Source organism: Steroidobacter agaridevorans, from assembly GCF_009932555.1.
GTDB lineage: Bacteria > Pseudomonadota > Gammaproteobacteria > Steroidobacterales > Steroidobacteraceae > Steroidobacter > Steroidobacter agaridevorans.
In genome coordinates, this window is record NZ_BLJO01000002.1 from 804514 (window position 1) to 818796 (window position 14283).

General features: G+C 62.5%; 14 protein-coding genes. 4 read left to right on the plus strand and 10 right to left on the minus strand.

Going from position 1 to position 14283, the window contains the following annotated elements; genetic code table 11:
* The first annotated feature begins 137 nt into the window (after positions 1-137).
* Positions 138-1946 carry an allophanate hydrolase gene (gene atzF / locus GYH35_RS10285; RefSeq protein WP_161828322.1) on the plus strand — a complete coding sequence of 603 codons (1809 nt, stop codon included), beginning with the start codon at positions 138-140 and terminating at the stop codon, positions 1944-1946.
* Between the two features lie 381 nt (positions 1947-2327).
* Here the strand turns inward: atzF and GYH35_RS10290 are convergent, their stop codons facing one another.
* The 3 genes from GYH35_RS10290 to GYH35_RS10300 form a co-directional block, all read right to left on the minus strand.
* Complete coding sequence (locus GYH35_RS10290) at positions 2328-2981, minus strand: YkgJ family cysteine cluster protein (protein WP_161815870.1); 654 nt, start codon at positions 2979-2981, stop codon at positions 2328-2330.
* 45 nt (positions 2982-3026) lie between these two features.
* The gene (locus tag GYH35_RS10295; protein WP_161828323.1) at positions 3027-4133 is read right to left on the minus strand and encodes a DUF3187 family protein; all 1107 of its coding nucleotides are present in this window, start codon (positions 4131-4133) and stop codon (positions 3027-3029) included.
* Between the two features lie 164 nt (positions 4134-4297).
* Positions 4298-4519: a DUF6356 family protein gene (locus GYH35_RS10300; protein WP_161815872.1), complete on the minus strand. Its 222-nt coding sequence runs from the start codon at positions 4517-4519 to the stop codon at positions 4298-4300.
* A gap of 110 nt (positions 4520-4629) precedes the next feature.
* Here GYH35_RS10300 and GYH35_RS10305 point away from each other — a divergent pair, with 110 nt between their 5' ends.
* Positions 4630-5100, plus strand: a complete 471-nt coding sequence (locus GYH35_RS10305; protein ID WP_161815873.1) for an Lrp/AsnC family transcriptional regulator — start codon at positions 4630-4632, stop codon at positions 5098-5100.
* A 19-nt stretch (positions 5101-5119) separates the two neighbouring features.
* Positions 5120-6607, plus strand: a complete 1488-nt coding sequence (locus tag GYH35_RS10310; protein WP_235936748.1) for a flavin-containing monooxygenase — start codon at positions 5120-5122, stop codon at positions 6605-6607.
* Here the strand turns inward: GYH35_RS10310 and paaZ are convergent.
* The 7 genes from paaZ to paaA are packed head-to-tail and all read right to left on the minus strand — an operon-like array spanning position 6585 to position 13140.
* A complete protein-coding gene (gene paaZ / locus GYH35_RS10315; RefSeq protein WP_161828324.1) occupies positions 6585-8615 on the minus strand; it encodes a phenylacetic acid degradation bifunctional protein PaaZ in 2031 nt (676 codons plus the stop codon). The two genes, GYH35_RS10310 and paaZ, sit on opposite strands and share 23 nt — an antisense overlap.
* Positions 8616-8641: 26 nt before the next feature.
* Positions 8642-9433, minus strand: a complete 792-nt coding sequence (gene paaG / locus GYH35_RS10320; RefSeq protein WP_161828325.1) for a 2-(1,2-epoxy-1,2-dihydrophenyl)acetyl-CoA isomerase PaaG — start codon at positions 9431-9433, stop codon at positions 8642-8644.
* 1 nt (position 9434) lies between these two features.
* Positions 9435-10526: a 2Fe-2S iron-sulfur cluster-binding protein gene (locus GYH35_RS10325; RefSeq protein WP_161828326.1), complete on the minus strand. Its 1092-nt coding sequence runs from the start codon at positions 10524-10526 to the stop codon at positions 9435-9437.
* Between the two features lie 4 nt (positions 10527-10530).
* Positions 10531-11055, minus strand: coding sequence for a 1,2-phenylacetyl-CoA epoxidase subunit PaaD (gene paaD, locus GYH35_RS10330; protein ID WP_161828327.1), 525 nt, complete (start codon positions 11053-11055; stop codon positions 10531-10533).
* Positions 11056-11057: 2 nt separating this feature from the next.
* Positions 11058-11843, minus strand: a complete 786-nt coding sequence (gene paaC, locus GYH35_RS10335) for a 1,2-phenylacetyl-CoA epoxidase subunit PaaC (RefSeq protein ID WP_161828328.1) — start codon at positions 11841-11843, stop codon at positions 11058-11060.
* A complete protein-coding gene (gene paaB, locus GYH35_RS10340) occupies positions 11840-12133 on the minus strand; it encodes a 1,2-phenylacetyl-CoA epoxidase subunit PaaB (RefSeq protein WP_161815880.1) in 294 nt (97 codons plus the stop codon). Before paaB ends, paaC begins: the two co-directional genes overlap by 4 nt.
* 11 nt (positions 12134-12144) lie before the next feature.
* On the minus strand, positions 12145-13140 hold the full coding sequence (gene paaA / locus GYH35_RS10345; protein ID WP_161828329.1) for a 1,2-phenylacetyl-CoA epoxidase subunit PaaA: 996 nt from the start codon (positions 13138-13140) through the stop codon (positions 12145-12147).
* 135 nt (positions 13141-13275) lie between these two features.
* On the opposite strand from paaA, the gene paaX reads away from it, so the two are divergent.
* Positions 13276-14250 (plus strand): phenylacetic acid degradation operon negative regulatory protein PaaX, encoded by a 975-nt coding sequence (gene paaX, locus GYH35_RS10350; protein ID WP_161828330.1) that lies wholly within the window; start codon positions 13276-13278, stop codon positions 14248-14250.
* The last annotated feature ends 33 nt before the right edge of the window (positions 14251-14283 follow it).

Sequence of the window (14283 nt, forward strand, 5' to 3'; positions counted from 1 at the left end):
CAAGCGGTGCAAACGGCCGGGCCAAAGACCCGATGTAGTGCAAGAACGCGGCAATCGCCCCCGCCCGGGGTCATCTTTGCCGGGCATCAGGATTGCATTCAGGAAGCAGCTTGCGCTCGAGCACAGGGAAAAAAGTCATGCCTCTCTCATCGCCCTCCCGGGTCGGCTGGACCTTGGCCGACTGGCGCGCCGCGTATCGCAGCGGCCAGCTGAAGCTGAATGATGTTTACGATGCGTCGCCCAGCGCAGACAGCGACACGGCGTGGATCGCCCGAATCGACGCTACGAGGCTGCAAACCCAGCTCGAGCAATTGGAACATCGGCTGGCCGCGGTCGGCGGTGACATTTCGCGGCTGCCTTTATATGGCATTCCCTTCGCCGCCAAGGACAACATCGACGCGGCCGGTTGGCCGACCACCGCCGCGTGCCCGGCCTTTGGTTACACCGCCGATGAAGATGCGACGACGGTGCGACGTTTGCGCGAAGCCGGCGCGATCCTGATCGGCAAAACGAACCTGGATCAATTTGCGACCGGGCTGGTCGGCACGCGCTCGCCGTACGGTGTTGTGAGCAACGCGTTTCGCAGCGAGTACATCAGTGGCGGATCGAGCGCCGGCTCGGCCAGTGTCGTCGCTCGCGGCCTCGTGCCGTTCTCGCTCGGCTCGGATACCGCCGGCTCGGGGCGGGTTCCCGCCGCCTTCAATAACATCGTCGGCCTGAAACCCACTCGCGGCTGGTTGAGCACGAGCGGCGTCGTGCCCGCGTGCCGCACACTCGATTGCGTGTCGGTTTTCGCGCTGACGGTCGAGGACGCGGACGAAATCGCCACCATCGCGGGCGGCTATGACGCGAGCGATCCCTACTCTCGGAGCTTTCCGAAGACGACGCCCAAGATGATGCCGCTGCGACTGGCAGTGCCCGATTCACTGGAGTTCTTTGGCGACACGCAGGCACAGCAAACATTCAATCAAGCCGTCGAGGCCTGGCGAGCGCTGGGCGCCGAGATCGCGCCGATCGATTTCGCGCCGTTCGCCCAGTTGGCGGCCTTGTTATATGAAGGGCCGTGGGTCGCCGAGCGCTACACTGTCGCCGAATCCTTGATGGAACGCGATCCCGCGACCCTGCATCCGGTGATTCGATCCATTCTTTCGACGGCGACCCGGTTCAACGCAGTCGATGCATTCCATGATGAGTACCGTCGCGCCGCGCTCGCCCGCCGCATCAATGAGACGTTGGAAGGATTCACCGCACTGCTGGTGCCGACGACGCCAACGATCTACACGATCTCGGAAGTGCTGGATGATCCCGTGCGACTCAATTCGCGCCTCGGGACCTACACCAATTTCACCAATCTCGCGGACCTCGCCGCGCTCGCGCTGCCGGCCCGGTTCCGCAATGACGGCTTACCTTCCGGGATCACCCTGATCGCGCCGGCCTGGCAGGATCGAACGTTGGCCGAGCTCGGCAAACGCTGGCAGCAACACATGTCTCTGCCGCTCGGAGCGACCGGTCGCGCGCTCTCGGCTGTCGCGAAAGAAACAAAACCTTCGATTCCCGCCACGACTGTGCGACTCGCTGTGGTCGGGGCACATCTGACTGGCATGCCGCTCAATCATCAGCTCACGTCCCGAGATGCTGTATTCGTCGAGCGTTGCCGGACTGCAGCGAGTTATCAGCTATATGCGCTCGCCAACACGACGCCGCCCAAGCCCGGCCTGGTAAGAGCGATGACGGGAGCGCCGATCGAAGTCGAGCTTTGGGATGTGCCGCTCGATCGCTTCGGTTCGTTCGTCGCCGAAATTCCAGCACCGCTGGGCATCGGCTCGCTGGAGCTCGACGACGGCCGGATCGTGAAGGGATTCATCTGCGAGCCCATCGGACTGCAATGTGCGCGCGACATCACTTCGTTCGGGGGCTGGCGAGCCTATCAAGCCAGCTTGAAATGAGGGCGGGTGCATCGCCAGCGCTGGAGGAATAGACTCGGGCTCATCGCGGTTTGCAGGAAGCAGCCATGAACAGGATGATGTCACTATTCGTCCTAGCCTGCCTGGCGGGCTGTGCCTCCAGCGGCAGTCCAGCCCCGTCCAGCACTCCATCGACCCTACACAGCAAGCCAAGCCACTGTGCACTGTGGCCCGGCGGCTATGGCTTGTGCATGCATACCTGCGCTCACGAAAACGCGGTGGCTCAGGCCAGAACCGCCCACTGTCAGGCGGGTCCTCCTGATAACAAACCCGCGGGCTGCGAACTTGCCGGCGCGGATACCGGGCAATACGGGGCGTGCATCGGCCGGTGCGCAGCCATACCAGCAGACTGTCGGTAACCTGCTAGGCGCCGTTCGAATCGAACGCGCGCACGGCATCGATGATTGCGCGAGCCACTTCGGCTTCTTGCTTCGCGCTCGTCGCCGGATCGAGAAACACTTCATAAGCTTTGATCGCGAACACCGCGATGCCCATCGAGCCCGCGGGCACGCGGACGGTGAAGCTGTCACGCCGATCGCGAATGAATGTCGCGGCCGCACGCACAGCGGCGTGTTCCAATTCATCGGTGCGTTCCGGATACGAAAACCGCCACTCTCGCACGCGCTTGTTGATGACGGCCTTGTCCTCGCCGCCGGCATCGATGCCGGCCGCCGCGAAGATGCGGCAGTCGTAATCGAGACAAGTCTGGGGCCGCACGGAATAGATGGAGCACTTGCCGTCGTCGAGCATGGGACACAGCCCATTCTCCAACGCACGCACGGTGAGATTGCCCTTCGCGAATCCCTCCGCCCTCACAATGAACGTTGCGGGGATGCGTGCCGCCGCTTTGTGATCCTCGGGCCGCAGCTGCAGTGAATAACCGGACACGCAGCAGCCGACGCAGTCTCCGCAAGGCACGTCCATGCCTTCGTCGCCCTTTAAGGAGCGGCGCATTTTCCGCAGCCAGTCACTGAACGGACCGGCGGCGACGATGGATTCGGCAGAGAGCTGGGACATGGGCGGCCGCTAGATAGCATCACGCGGCCGCCCTCGCAAGCCGTCTTAGCGGGGCGCCATGGACGACAGCGGCACCCAGGCCACGCCCAGCTGGAAACCGATATCCGGCGTGTTGTTGATGTTCTGCAGGTTCTCCGTGATGCCGAACGTGATCAGAAAGTTGTTACGCCGATGACGCACGCCCAAGCTCACCTGGTACTTCTCGCCGAGCAGCTCTTCGAGGTCGGTCTCCTCGTGCGAGTACACGCTCTTGCTGATGTAGCCCTGCAGGTTGACGTTGGTGCGCGAGGTCAGCATGCGCTCGTAGCCGACGATCAACGTCGGGATGACCTGCGCGTCCTGGGGCGACACCTGACTCGCACCGTCGTAATAAACAGCCGCGGCATCCAGATAGAACGCATGATGCTGGCCCCTGCGCTGTAAAGACACCTGCACGCCATAGTCAGTGCGTCCGGTCGACAGCAGCTCGCGACGCCCCGCGACCGGCACCTTCACCGCCACTTCCGTCGCGAGATGCCATTTACCCGGCATCGTCCAACCGGTGTAACGCAAACCAATGGTCGGATCGAGCAAGCCGCCGTCGGTCGCCGTGCCGAGACTCGAGTACTGGCTCGACTTCAAGTCATAAATCAGATTGACCTGATTCTTCGACACCGCAGGCCGGCCGAACGAGCTGAAGCCGAACGTGTCATGAAAGCTCTCGATGGTGCCGTCGAGGAAGCCGCCCTGGAACGACACGCCGCTGGCGATCAGGTAGGCCGTCCAGACATTCGAGATCTTGTAGTGGAAGGTGACGTCGAGCAACGCCAGCTCCAGGTCGATCAAATAGTTCTCACCGGGCAGATCGCGGATCGCCTGCAGCTCCTCCGGACCGAGGTCCCGACGGCCGCTCAACTCCTGGCCGGTCAGATACTCCTCCACGTTGGGGCTCAGCGCCCAGGTGTTCTGATACGCCACTTCGGTCTCGATCGCGAAGCTGCCGGGCTCGATCGACACGGCATGCGCCGGCCGCATATCCAGGCGCAAGAAGCCGAACGGCGAGAGGTCGCGAGAGCGCAGCAGGCCGTACAGTTGACCGTCTTCGGCATGCGCCAGGGGCATGCCGAAAGCGAGGCCGGCGAGCGTCAGCGTCGCGGCTGGCAATATTTTCACGTTGATTCCCTTATCGATAGGCGGAAGCGAGCTTGCCGGAACGCGCGACGGCGCGTCTTGGACCGCAGTGCTCGACATTTTATAGGGCTGCTTCCCTGCTTAGGCAAAGTCGTAGGACAACGACGCCTATCAGGCCATCTGCGTTCCCTCCGGAACGCTTCCGTTCATCGCCCTCGGCGGCGCGCTTGCATGCGCTCGTACAAGCGACAGATGCAATCGCTGCCGGTGCGCACGAACAGGAACGGCAGCAACGCATGCACCAGGCAGGCAACGCCCGCGAACACCATCTGGAAACCGAAGCCGGCCGCCGTCCGCAAATGCGCCAGGTACGTTTCCCCCACCGCCGCGGGATGCTCGGTAAACGGATTGGCACGCACAGTATTCATGTCTGACAGGCTACCGAAGCGATCCGGCGACCCGATTGCGAAATCGTGGACAGCGACCGCGCTGGACGCAACAATGTTGCGCAACTTCGCCTGCCCGCGCGTTCACCTACATGGATCGCCTCGACCGCCGCATCCTCGACCTGCTGCAACACGACGGCTCGCTGACCGCCGCCGACATCGCCGAGCGCGTCGGATTGTCCAAGGCGCCGTGCTGGCGGCGGATCCAGCGCTTGCAGGAAAACGGCGTGATTGCCCGCACCGTGGCGCTGCTCGACGCCAAGTCCGTAAACGTCGGCACCACGGTGTTCGTGACCGTGAAGACCTCGAACCATAGCGCCGCCTGGTTCGAGCAATTCGTGCGCACGGTGCGCGATATTCCCGAAGTCACCGAGATCCATCGGGTCAGCGGCGAAGTGGATTATCTGTTGCGCATCGTCGTGCCGAACATCGATGCATACGACGTGGTTTATAAGAAGTTGATCGCCGGCTGCGCGTTTCTCGATGTGAGCGCGAGCTTCTCGCTGGAAACCATCAAGCACACGACCGCCCTGCCCTTGAACTATCTCACGACCGACGATTGACTCGCACAGGGGAGCCTGCATGACGACCAGGATGTCACCCGTATCGGCCGCGGAACATTTCGACGTGTTGGTCGTGGGTGCGGGTTTGTCCGGCATCGGCGCGGGCTATCACCTGCAGCGGCACTGCCCGAAGAAGAGTTACGCCATTCTCGAAGGACGCGACTGCATCGGCGGCACCTGGGATCTGTTCCGCTATCCGGGTATCCGCTCCGATTCGGACATGTATACGCTGGGCTATTCGTTCCGGCCCTGGCGCGACGCCAAGGCCATCGCGGACGGGCCATCGATTCTAAAATATGTGCGCGACACGGCGCGCGATTACGGCATCGATCAAAAAATCCGGTTCAATCACCGGGTGCAACAGGCGGCCTGGTCGTCCAGCGAAGCGTTGTGGAATGTCGAAGCCGAGACGGCATCGGGAGAGATCGCCCGGTTCACCTGCAACTTCCTGTTCCTGTGCAGCGGCTATTACAGCTACGAAGCCGGCTACACACCGGAATTCAAAGGTACCGAGCGATTCCAGGGCCGCGTCGTGCATCCCCAGAAATGGACCGAGGACATCGACTATGCCGGCAAACGCGTCGTCGTCATCGGCAGCGGCGCCACTGCGGTCACGTTGGTGCCGGAGCTGGCCAAGAAGGCGGCACACGTCACGATGTTGCAGCGGTCGCCGACGTATATCGTCGCGCGTCCGGAGGAAGATCCGATTGCCAACTGGCTGCGCCGTCATTTCCCGGCGAAGTTCGCTTATGGAGTGACGCGATGGAAGAACGTGCTGCTGGGCATGTTGTTCTTCAACTTGTGCCGGCGCGCGCCGGAGCGAATGAAACAACGGCTCCTGCAACTGGTGAAGGATGAGCTCGGCGATGCCTGCGACGTGGATCGTCACTTCACGCCACGCTACAACCCGTGGGATCAGCGTCTGTGCCTGGTGCCGAATGGCGATCTGTTCCAAGCGTTGAAACAAGGCAAGGCGTCAGTGGTCACGGACCACATTGAAACGTTCACCGAGCAGGGCCTGAAGTTGCGCTCGGGCGCGGAGCTGGCGGCTGACCTGGTCGTCACCGCGACCGGTTTGAATCTGCAGGTGCTCGGCAATCTGGCGCTGACTGTCGATGGCAAGTCGATCGAGCCGGCGCGCCTCATGAGCTACAAAGGCATGATGTACGGCGACGTGCCGAACCTGGCGACGGCCTTCGGCTACACCAACGCGTCATGGACGCTGAAGTGCGATCTCACCTGCGAGTACGTCTGTCGCCTGCTGAATCACATGGACTCGCACGGCCATCGTCAGTGCACGCCGCGCAATGAGGATCCGTCGATCACGGCGACCCCGTGGATCGACTTCACCTCAGGTTACGTGCAGCGCTCGATCGAGCAGTTTCCCAAGCAAGGCTCGAAGGCGCCGTGGCGCCTGTATCAGAACTATGCGCTCGATCTGATGAACCTGCGCTTCGCCGCCGTCGATGACGGCGTGATGCGCTTCAGCTCACCGGCTGCTCGCTGACCATCGTCAGCACGTCGTAGCTCGCGCAGATCTCGCCGTTCTGGTTGGTGATTTCGGTGTCCCACGCCACCTCGCCATAGCCTTTATCCGCGCGCAGCGATTTCGATTTGCAGGTCAACCGCACCTTGATGCGATCGCCGGGCTTCACCGGCTTCACGAAGCGCAGCCGATCGATGCCGTAGTTCGCCAGCACCGGACCATACGGCGGATCGACAAACAATCCCGCCGCGGCGGAGACCAGGAAATAGCCGTGAGCGACGCGACCGCCAAACAGCGGATTGCGAGCCGCAGCCTCTTCGTCCATGTGCGCGTAGAACGTATCGCCCGAAAGCGCGGCGAACTTCTCGATGTCCTCGAGTGTCACTTCGCGCTCGGCCGAATTGAGGCTGTCGCCGACCTGCAGTTCATGGAAGGACTTGCGGAACGGATGACGTCCCGGATCCTTCTGCACGGCGCCTCGCGTCCAGCGGCCCGTGACAGCGGCGATTGTCTGCGGGCTGCCCTGAATGGCCGTGCGCTGCATGTAGTGCATGACGCCACGAATACCGCCCATTTCTTCGCCGCCACCGGCGCGGCCTGGGCCACCGTGCACGAGCGCGGGGAGTGGCGAACCATGCCCCGTCGATTCCTTCGCGCAATCGCGATTGACGACGAGCAAACGACCATGCAATGGCGCAAGACCGAGCACCAACTCGGTGGCGAGCGCGTCGTCGGCAGTAAACACCGATGCGACCAGGCTGCCTTCGCCCAAGCGGGCGAAGCCGATCGCTTCGCTGGTAGATTGATACGGCACGACGCTGCATACCGGACCGAACGCTTCGATGTGATGAAGCGCCTTGGCCTTGCGCGGCTCGCGGCAATAGAGCAGCGACGGCGCCACGAACGCACCGTGATCGTGATCCGCACCCGCGAGATCGATTCGCTCGGCTGTGATCAGCTCGGCTTCGCGCCGCAGCTCACTGATACGACCCAGCACTTCGCGACGCTGTGACAACGCGGCCAGCGGCCCCATGCGGACATTCTCGAGTCGAGGATCGCCCACGACCACTTTAGCGAGCGAGGCTTTCAACGCTTCAACGACCGCGTCCGAATAAGCGGCCGGAACGATCGCCTTACGAATGGCCGTGCACTTCTGACCGGCCTTCGTCGTCATCTCACGCGCGACTTCGCGAACGAACAGATCGAACTCCGGCTGACCCGGCTTGGCATCCTCCGCCAGCACGCAGCTGTTGATCGAATCCGTCTCGCTGATGAAGCGCACCGAATGCGCAACGATGCTGTGATGAGTGCGCAGCTTCTGCGCCGTGCTCGCCGAGCCCGTGAACGAGACTACGTCCTGACAGGTCAGATGATCGAACAGATCGCCCACACTGCCGCACACCAACTGCAGCGAGCCTTCGGGCAGAATGCCGGACTCGACGATGCGCCGGACGACCAACTCGGTGAGGTAAGCGGTGGTCGTTGCGGGCTTCACGATTGCAGGCACGCCGGCCAGCAGCGTCGGCGACAGCTTCTCCAGCATGCCCCACACCGGGAAGTTGAACGCATTGATGTGCACAGCCGCGCCTTCCAGCGGCACGCAAATGTGCTGACCGACGAACGTGCCGGTCTTCGAGAGCATCTCGACATCGCCGTCGATGTAGACCTTGCTATTCGGCAGCTCGCGCGCGCCCTTGCTTGCATAGGCGAACAGCGTGCCGAAGCCGCCGTCGATATCGATCCACGAATCGGTCTTGGTCGCGCCGGTGGCGTAGGAAAGCGTGTAGAACTCTTCCTTGAATTCGCCCAGCTTCTTCGCCAGTTGCTTCAGCAGCGCCGCCCGTTCATGAAACGTCAGCTTGCGCAGTGCAGGTCCGCCGACTTCACGCGCGTAACGCAGCGTGGCTTTGAAGTCGATGCCCGTGGATGAGGCCGAGGCAATGACCTGTCCGGTCGTGGCATCGCGCAGCTGTTGCGCTTCGCCCTCGCCGGCGAACCAGCGGCCTTGAATGTAACTCTTGAGTTGCATGGTATCCCTTCGCCAGCCGCTGCTACTCAGCGGCCAGTGAACTTCGGTGTACGTTTTTCGGTGAACGCCGCGACGCCCTCGGCGTAGTCCTGCGAGCGTCCCAGTTCGCGCTGGAAGTCGCGTTCCTGATCGAGCTGCTGCTCGAGCGAATGACTCCAGGATTCGTAGATCGCTTGTTTGGTACGAGCCAGTCCGCGCGTGGGCGCGGCGGCCAATTGCGTGGCGAGTTGATCGACAGTGCTCTTGAACTCTACATCTTCGACACAGCGCCAGATCAGGCCCCATTGCGCTGCCTGCTCGGCGGGCAACTTGTCGCCCAACAACGCAAGGCCCATGGCTCGCGCATTGCCGAGCAGTCGCGGCAAGAACCAGGTGCCGCCAGAATCTGGAACCAGGCCGAGCTTGCTGAATGCCTGCACGAAGCTCGCGGACTTTGTCGCAATGACCAGATCACAGGCCAGCGCGATGTTTGCTCCGGCGCCCGCGGCAACTCCGTTGATCGCGCCAATCACAGGCATCGGCAGATTGCGGAGGGCCAGCACCAACGGCTTGTAATAGTTTTCGATGGAATCGCCGAGATCGACGCCCTGCCCGCCCGGTGCAACGGCCCGGTCGCCCAAGTCCTGTCCGGCGCAAAAGCCGCGTCCGGCGCCACTGAACACGAGCACGCGCGCCTCGCTGTTGTTCGTGAGCTGCGAAAGCGCCTCGCGCACTTCCTTATGCATCTGCACGTTGAAACTGTTGAGACGATCCGGCCGGTTCAAGGTGAGCCGCGCCACGCCGCCCGAGACCTCGAAAAAAATTGTCTGGTAAGTCATGTCAGCGCTCGTCGTAGGTTAATTCGAGCTCGCGGCTGGTCGGCTTCGCCTGGCAGCACAGCACAAAGCCTTCCTTCACTTCCCAAGGCTCCAACGCGTAGTTCACCGCCATTTCGGCGCTGCCGCGCGTGACCTTGACCCGGCAAGTGGAGCATACGCCGGCCCGACACGAGTACGGCAGCTCCATGCCCATGCGCTCGGCCGCATCGAGCACGGTCGCATCGTCGTCGAGCATCGCGAAGGTGCGCTGACGACCATCCATCGTGATGGTGATTTCCGCCACCTCTTCGGCCGTCGCTCGCTTCGGCTTTGCTTGAGCCGCCAGCGCGGGTTGAATCGAGCCCGCCGGCATGTCGCTGGCGAAACGTTCAGTGTGAATACGCTTGGCGTCGACGCCGAGACCGACCAGCGTGTCGCGCACGCTCTCGATCATGTCGCCGGGACCGCAGAGGAAAAATGCGTCGGTGTCGAGCGGATCGAACACTTCCTTGCTGAGCAAGGTCACCTTCTCGCGATCCAGTCGGCCGTTGAACAACTCCACGTCCTGCGGCTCGCGGCTCAGGAGGAAGTACAGCGACAGGCGCGTCGGATAGCGATCCTTCAGCGCCAGCAACTCCTCGGCGAACATGATGGTCGAGGTCGTTCGATTGCTATAGAACAGCATGATGCGGCTGTTCGGCTCGCGAGCCAGCAGGTTCTTCACGATGCCCAGAATCGGCGTGATGCCGCTGCCACCGGCGAATGCGCAGTAAGTGCGCTCCGCGGCCGGCTGCGGCTCGGCGAAGAAGCGACCCGTCGGCGTCAGCACTTCGATGCTGTCCCCGGCTCGCAATTGATTCGCGAGGTACTGCGACATGCTGCCGTTATCGTGAACGCGCACGCCGATGCGCAAGTGACTATCGTCAGCCGCGCTGCAGATCGAATAGGTGCGCCGGACTTCCTGTCCGCCGATCTGCGCACGCACACCGACGTGCTGCCCGGGAAGAAAGCGATACGCCTCGCGCAACGACTCGGGCACTTCAAACGAAATGCACAGCGCGTCGCTGCCCTCAGGATGCACGTCGGCCACTTTGAGCGGATGAAAGGTCAGCATGAACTCAGATGCACTTGAAATATTCGAATGGTTCTAGACAGCTCGCGCACCGATACAACGCCTTGCAGGGCGTCGATGCGAACTCGCTCACTTTGCTGGTCTGCATGGAGGAGCAGCGCGGGCAAGCCACCTTCGGCTCCCGGAATAGATGCTTCGGATGACTCACCGAGTGAGCGGGCGGCGCGATGCCATATTCTTTGAGCTTGGCGCGACCGCTCTCCGTCAGCCAGTCGCTGGTCCACGGCGGCGACAGCACCGACTCGACCTTGGGGTGCTCGTAGCCTTCCGCTTCGAGCCGGGTCTCGATGGAGCGCGCGATGACCTCAGTCGCTGGACAACCGGTGTAAGTCGGCGACACGCCCACGGTCACTCGACCGTCGTCCGCCAGGCGAACGTGACGAATGATCCCCAGCTCCACTACGCTGAGCACTGGAATCTCCGGGTCCGGCACGTCCGCCAGAATGCGCCAGATCTCGCGCTCCGCCGGAGCGACGAATCGATCGACGCGATTGGCGGGCGCCTGGTTCATGACTACCACTGCACCCCAGGGTAGGTCCGCTGCATGAACTGCATCTCGGCCAGCAGGTGACTCAGATGCTCGCTGTGCTGATTGCGCTTGCCGAACCAGCGATAGGAAACATCGGCCGGCTTCTTCAACGTGGCTTCCGTCAGCACCTGCTCGACGTTCGCAGCCCACGCGGCGCGCAGCGACGCAGGATCGGGCCCTAGTCCGGCAGCTGCGGCTTCTTCATCGACCGCGCCCGGCGCGAAGAACTCGCTCGTGAATTTCCACAGCGAATCCAGGCCATCCTGCACGCGTTTGTGACTTTCTTCGGTACCATCGCCCAGCCGCACCATCCAACCCGAGCTGAACCGATAGTGATAGCGCGTCTCTTTGAGCGCCTTGGCGGCGAGCTCAGCGAGGCGCGGCTCCGATGAACCCTGCAGGCACTCGAACAACTCCAGCTGCCAGGCATCGATCAGGAACTGCCGCACGATGGTGTGGCCGAAATCCACATTGGGCTGTTCGACCAGCGCGAGATTCGTGAAGTCGGACGGATCGCGCAGGAACGCGAGATCGTCCTCGGTGCGGCCCTTGCCTTCGATCTCACCGGCATACGACAGCAGATAACGCGCCTGCCCCAGCAAATCGAGCGCGATGTTGGCCAGCGCCAGATCTTCCTCGAGCGCGGGCGCATGACCGACCCACTCGCCCAGTCGCTGCGCGAGAATCAGGCTCGTATCGCCAAGGTGAACCGCGTAACGGAAACGCAAGTCCGTCGAAGCGGAGAGCACGGTTGCGGCCGAGGCGCTCATAGATTCTTCACCTCGTCCGGAATCGAATAGAACGTCGGATGGCGATAGATCTTGTCCTTCGCCGGCTCGAACAACGCCTCGGCATCGCCCGGATCCGACGCGGTGATATCCGAGGAGCGCACGACCCAGATGCTCACGCCTTCCTGACGGCGGGTATACAGATCACGCGCGTGCTCGACGGCCTGGCGCGCATCGACAGCATGAATACTGCCGACGTGCTTGTGCTCCAACCCCGAGCGCGCACGAATGAATACTTCGTACAGCGGCCACTGCTTGCGTTGCTGACTCATATATTTATCCCTCAAGCGGCCTGCGTTTCGCGAGCACGCTGTTTCTCTGCATGGGCGAGCGCGGCTTCGCGCACCCAACGCCCGTCATCGTGAGCGCGACGACGCGTCTCGAGCCGCTCGCGATTGCACGGACCGTTGCCTTTCAGCACTTCCTCGAATTCTTTCCAGTCGATGGGGCCGTGAATGTAGTGCTGGGTCGCTTCGTCCCAGCGCAGGTCCGGATCCGGCACTTTCAGGCCGAGGAACTCGGCTTGCGGGACGGTAATGTCGATGAACTTCTGCCGCAGCTCGTCGTTGCTGAAACGTTTGATCTTCCAGCGCATGGACTGCGCGGTGTGCTTGGACGTCGCGTCGTTCGGGCCGAACATCATGATCGACGGCCACCACCAGCGATTGAGTGCGTCCTGAGCCATGCGATGCTGCTCGGGCGTACCGCGAGCCAGCGTCATCATGATTTCGAAGCCCTGGCGCTGATGGAAGCTTTCTTCCTTACAGATGCGCACCATGGCTCGCGCGTACGGGCCATAAGAGCAACGACAGATCGGAATCTGATTCATGATGGCCGCGCCATCGACCAGCCAGCCGATCGCGCCCACATCCGCCCACGTCGGGGTCGGATAGTTGAAGATGCTGGAGTACTTCGCCGTGCCGGCGAGCAACTGCTCCAACAGCTCATCGCGTGAAATGCCGAGCGTTTCGGCGGCGCTGTAGAGATACATGCCGTGACCGCCCTCGTCCTGCACCTTGGCGATCAGTACCGCCTTACGGCGCAGCGACGGAGCGCGCGTGATCCAGTTGCCTTCGGGCAGCATGCCGACGATCTCGGAGTGCGCATGCTGTGAGATCTGGCGAATGAGCGTCTGCCGGTACGCGTCGGGCATCCAGTCCTTCGGCTCGATGCGCTCGTCCTCGTCGACCTTGCTCTGAAAACGCTGCTCGAGCGTCACGGCATCGGTCGCCTGATGCAGGCAATCCGCGCCCAGGGAATCCAAACCTTGCGTGTACATAAAGCCCCCACACCTCCAGCTCAGGCAATGTGACACAAAACGATGCGTGTATCAATTTTTTCTGTGTCATATGAGACCGCAATGCACCGGCCGCGCTGGGCAATCCCGACGCCGCCTGCGCTAACATGCGGCTCCATGTCAGCCAAATCGCACTCGGCCTTCGTCACTCGCACCAACGCGCTCGTCGCCCGCTTCCGGCGGCAGCGCCCGCTCCGGGGCGGATCGTTGTTGGTCACGATCCTGGGCGATGCCATCGCCCCTCGCGGCGGCACCATTGCGCTGGCCAGCCTGATCAAGCTGGCCATGCCGTTCGGGTTGACCGAGCGCCTGGTTCGCACATCCATCGGGCGCCTCGCCAACGAGGAATGGGTCAGCTTCGAACGTAGCGGCCGCGCGAGCTTCTACAGCCTCACGACCAATGGCCGCGCCCGCTTCGCCGAGGCCACCCAACGAATCTATGGCGCGCCTCCGCAGGATTGGGATGGCTTGTGGACCATGGCCATCGTCCCGCCCACGTTGAAAAGTCGACGCGACGATCTGCGGGAAGAGCTGCTGTGGCTGGGCTTCGGTCAAATCACGCCCGGCGTGTTCGCTCATCCCACCTATAAAGAGTCGGCGATCAACGCCCGCATCGACGAGTTGCAGTCGGCCGGTCAGCTGGTCGTCATGAAGGGCTCGATCCTGTCGCAGGCGGCGAGCGCCAACCTGGTCGCCATGGGTTGGAACCTGGACGATCTGGCGCGCCGCTACCGACGCTTCATCGACATGTTCTCGCCAGTCGCGGCTGCCTTGAACGGCGCGAACGACGTTGCTATCGACGGCGATGTCGCCTTCCTCCTGCGCACGTTGCTGCTGCACGAGTACCGCAAGGTTCATTTGCGCGATCCTTTGCTGCCAGCAGCGCTATTGCCCGAAGACTGGGTTGGCGCCGATGCGCAGAAACTGTGCCGTGACTTGTATGCAACGGTCTTTCCGGCATCGGAGCAATATTTGTCGGCGACAGTGCAGACGCAGGCCGGCGCCCTACCGGCGCCGGCCGCGGAGATCTTCCAACGCTTTGGCGGACTGCCACCCGCCGATGCGAACATTAGCAGCACGCGGCTGTCCTAGTCGAAAGGGCCTCGGCCGCTTTCGACAAATAGA

Excerpts from the sequence above, each read along its gene's own strand:
- atzF (WP_161828322.1), top strand. The coding sequence starts at position 138 with ATGCCTCTCTCATCGCCCTCCCGGGTCGGCTGGACCTTGGCCGACTGG.
- GYH35_RS10290 (WP_161815870.1), bottom strand. The coding sequence starts at position 2,981 with ATGTCCCAGCTCTCTGCCGAATCCATCGTCGCCGCCGGTCCGTTCAGT.
- GYH35_RS10300 (WP_161815872.1), bottom strand. The coding sequence starts at position 4,519 with ATGAATACTGTGCGTGCCAATCCGTTTACCGAGCATCCCGCGGCGGTG.
- GYH35_RS10305 (WP_161815873.1), top strand. The coding sequence starts at position 4,630 with ATGGATCGCCTCGACCGCCGCATCCTCGACCTGCTGCAACACGACGGC.
- GYH35_RS10310 (WP_235936748.1), top strand. The coding sequence starts at position 5,120 with ATGACGACCAGGATGTCACCCGTATCGGCCGCGGAACATTTCGACGTG.
- paaZ (WP_161828324.1), bottom strand. The coding sequence starts at position 8,615 with ATGCAACTCAAGAGTTACATTCAAGGCCGCTGGTTCGCCGGCGAGGGC.
- paaG (WP_161828325.1), bottom strand. The coding sequence starts at position 9,433 with ATGACTTACCAGACAATTTTTTTCGAGGTCTCGGGCGGCGTGGCGCGG.
- GYH35_RS10325 (WP_161828326.1), bottom strand. The coding sequence starts at position 10,526 with ATGCTGACCTTTCATCCGCTCAAAGTGGCCGACGTGCATCCTGAGGGC.
- paaD (WP_161828327.1), bottom strand. The coding sequence starts at position 11,055 with ATGAACCAGGCGCCCGCCAATCGCGTCGATCGATTCGTCGCTCCGGCG.
- paaC (WP_161828328.1), bottom strand. The coding sequence starts at position 11,843 with ATGAGCGCCTCGGCCGCAACCGTGCTCTCCGCTTCGACGGACTTGCGT.
- paaB (WP_161815880.1), bottom strand. The coding sequence starts at position 12,133 with ATGAGTCAGCAACGCAAGCAGTGGCCGCTGTACGAAGTATTCATTCGT.
- paaA (WP_161828329.1), bottom strand. The coding sequence starts at position 13,140 with ATGTACACGCAAGGTTTGGATTCCCTGGGCGCGGATTGCCTGCATCAG.
- paaX (WP_161828330.1), top strand. The coding sequence starts at position 13,276 with ATGTCAGCCAAATCGCACTCGGCCTTCGTCACTCGCACCAACGCGCTC.